4 protein-coding genes are annotated in these 3,269 nt (G+C 38.4%); all 4 read left to right on the plus strand.

Annotated features, from left to right (window positions below; translation table 11 throughout):
* Window positions 1-873 (plus strand): RHS repeat-associated core domain-containing protein (locus tag M2108_RS31205; RefSeq protein ID WP_277473355.1); only part of this gene is annotated, 873 nt, incomplete at its 5' end.
* 11 nt (window positions 874-884) lie between these two features.
* Entirely contained in the window at window positions 885-1,334 is a 450-nt protein-coding gene (locus tag M2108_RS31210; protein WP_277473354.1) for a hypothetical protein, read from the plus strand.
* 130 nt (window positions 1,335-1,464) lie between these two features.
* Window positions 1,465-2,082: a helix-turn-helix domain-containing protein gene (locus M2108_RS31215; protein ID WP_277547461.1), complete on the plus strand. Its 618-nt coding sequence runs from the start codon at window positions 1,465-1,467 to the stop codon at window positions 2,080-2,082.
* A gap of 133 nt (window positions 2,083-2,215) precedes the next feature.
* Window positions 2,216-3,121 carry a phage/plasmid replication domain-containing protein gene (locus M2108_RS31220; protein WP_277473352.1) on the plus strand — a complete coding sequence of 302 codons (906 nt, stop codon included), beginning with the start codon at window positions 2,216-2,218 and terminating at the stop codon, window positions 3,119-3,121.
* Window positions 3,122-3,269 lie beyond the last annotated feature (148 nt).

Below are 3,269 nucleotides of genomic sequence, written 5' to 3' on the forward strand. Positions count from 1 at the left end.
GTACAGATCGTGGATAAGAGCGGTGCGATTGTCAATTCCTACGCCTATGATGAGTGGGGTAACATCACCAGTCAGACTGAGGGGATTCAGAACTCCTTCAAGTATGCTGGAGAGATCTACGATGAAGAGACAGGACTTTACTATCTGCGAGCACGGTATTATGATCCAAGTATTGGGCGGTTTATAAATGAGGATACGTATGAAGGGCAGATTGATAATCCGCTGAGTCAGAATTTGTATACGTATGTGCATAATAATCCACTTATCAATATTGACCCAACAGGACACGTCGTAGAAACTATTATTGATATAGGAAGTATGGGCTATAGCGCTTATGAGTTTTACAATCATCCTTCTTGGAAAAATGCTGCATTTCTATTGTGGGATACTGCATCTGTATTTCTTCCATTTGTCCCGGGTTCTTATGTTGGAAGAACATTGAGTACGGCAGAGAAATTTAGAGAAGCTAAAACTGGTGTGTGGGCACTTGGTTTTTCTAAGCGAGGATATAAAATTGAAAAAGATTTAGGTGGAATGGTGAATAATTTTCCTACCATAGACAAGTTTGTTCTTGGGAAAACCGGAGTAGCACAGAGTGTTACTAGTATAAAATCTCTAGACATTAGTGGTAAGACATATGAAAAATCAAATAAATTGTATAGTACATTAATGAATTATGTTAATAAATTGGATGATTTTAGTACCACGACTTATGGAGGTTTAACTGTTAGGGTGGATTCCCAAACTAAGAGGATTTTGGAGCTTGCTCTTCCTCCTGTACAGCTAACTAAAAGTCAAGCTGCAGAATTGGATAAGGCAATTGCTGATGCCAGTAAGCAAGGCATACAAATAATCGTTAAAATAGTTGAATAGGAGTGAATCAATTGAATTTTGATTTTAAAGATGTGACAGTGTATGTGGATAAAAGCAATGATCTGTTTTTTGTACCACATGGAATATGGACGGTTCATAAAGTTACTGCTGAAGTTAACAATATTGTAGAGCTTAGACACCCGTATAACACTGAAGAACTTCAATCTGTTATAGAAGAAAGTTTTAAACGGTGTTATTCGCAAGAGGTCGATAATGATTTTCCAAAGGTTACAGCAATAGAGAAGCACTTAAAAATAAAAGGTTACAAGAAAGCAATTAAAAACAAGAAAGTTGTTAATTTACATTGGGATGAGGAAGGTTATCAAGTTACACCAACTACGTATTCAGATAAGAAGGGATATGTTCATCAAGAGGGAAATACCTTTTTCTTGGGTAAAGAATTAAATGAGTCTTCTCTAGCGGAGGCATTGCTAAAGGCAATAAGGCTTTCGGAAAACTAATTTTATTATCCATTCTTGCCACATGTAGGATGCTACATGTGGTTTTTCTTTTGACTTAACGTTTGACATTCTGAGTATGGCGTGATATATTTAATCGCAGAAAGACATACTAAGTATGGCGGTGATTGAGATGATTGGATTACAATTTATAGCTGACACGTTTCACATGGAGTACAAATCAGTAGCAGAAGCCATAGGGGTTTCGAAGCAGACATTTCAAGACTGGATCAAAGAAAGACGTAAAATACCTGAACCACGTCTGGAACAATTGTCTGAGTTGTTTGGAATCGAGGATCAAACATTGTTCCAGAAGGAGTTGCTTCCATCCGAAAAGTCGGAAATTCTTATGATTTATTTAACCAAAACAGATGAACATGAGGAAATCGAAATTACAAACGTTGATGATGAAGGAAACGAATACACTACAACACAGCACTATTCACAGCATTTTAACCTTCTTGAGTATGTTCAAGCAGGACAGAAAAGAGAAAAACTTACCGAACAAATAAGTGCCCTATTAAGTGCGGATTTAATCAGCGAAAGCGCAAATTTAAACCTTTTGGCAGATGTAGTTTCGGTATTGCAGGAACAGAATCGGAATAAAAAGACAGCATTGGAACTGGTCTTATATTATCTCGTCCATAGAGATAACGAATGGGGAGTACATCCAGATTACGCAAAATACGAACAGAAACAGTTCTTTGAGAAGCTAGACAAGCTGTTAGAGGAAACTGGAATTAAGCCTTAATAGGCGGTGAGCACGATGAAAAAGATAGACACGAGTTGAATAATAGCCTGACTCCAGCGGCAGGTTCTCGTTCTTATAACATCTCCAATTACATCCAATATTTTAGACTACTAGAAATGAAAGAAGGTTTCATATGTTTGACACTATCATACTGAAAGCAAGACCTATTCCTATTGATCCAGATATATTGAATCAATACAACGGACATTCAACTACATTCTTTAGCAAAGAAACAGGTGCATTAAACACAAGCTATACGTTAAAAGATGAAAAGTTGCCGTACATGAAGTATATCGAGAATAGCCAAACACTCACAGTTCAAGTATCCATGCCGAAGTTTCTATACGGAGACAACGTTACGATGCTCACAGAAGCAGACATTCCCTTGTTCTTTGAACGATTGCAAGAGAGGCTGCTCCATCTCTTTGATGTGTATATTCCACACTCTGACTGGATAATAAGCCGATGTGATATCTGTTGCAATTTTCAGGTGGGTAAGAAGGTTGGTGATTATGTACGGATGCTCAGTAGGCAGCAGCTTGCTTACAAGAATACAATAGCTTACAACCATGACCAGACCGTTGAATACCGGAACAAAAGCAGCAGAATTATGCTTTATGATAAGCACAAGCAGACCCGAAAGGGAGAAGAATCAAACGAGATTATTGAACGTTCTAAAGGTATACTTCGACTAGAAGTCCGACCTAGTGACAACGATCTGAGAAGATTCTCGACAACGAGGAAGGCAGTAGAATTACTCCAAAAACCATTCTTTGACTATACGATGGAGAAGACGCTTGCACAGATCGAGTACCCAGATGAAGTTGACGATATGGATTTGTCTTGGCTAATGGAAAATAGAGAGAACATATCCAAGATCGAAACTGTTCTTGGTTTCCACCTACTGCAAAGCATACTCGATGAGCCTGCATTAAGGCAGCTTTATACACCATCTACTTATGCCAATCGCAAAAACTTAGCAAAAAAAATAGCAATCCCCAAAGGGAACTGCCTAGATCGTCTTGCTATAAATAGCTAGAAGACACATCCTCACCGATGGACACGTTATTTTGCCGATAACGATAAAAAGTCCGATGGCGTAAAATAAGTTGTGTACCAAGATTTGGAGCCTAGCAGGCAACAAAAAAGTAGGGTATTCTCGGGATTACCACACCACCGAGAAGGAG

Origin of the sequence: Paenibacillus sp. PastM-3 (assembly GCF_029893965.1) — a bacterium.
In the GTDB taxonomy this organism is placed as follows: Bacteria; Bacillota; Bacilli; order Paenibacillales; family Paenibacillaceae; genus Paenibacillus_AQ.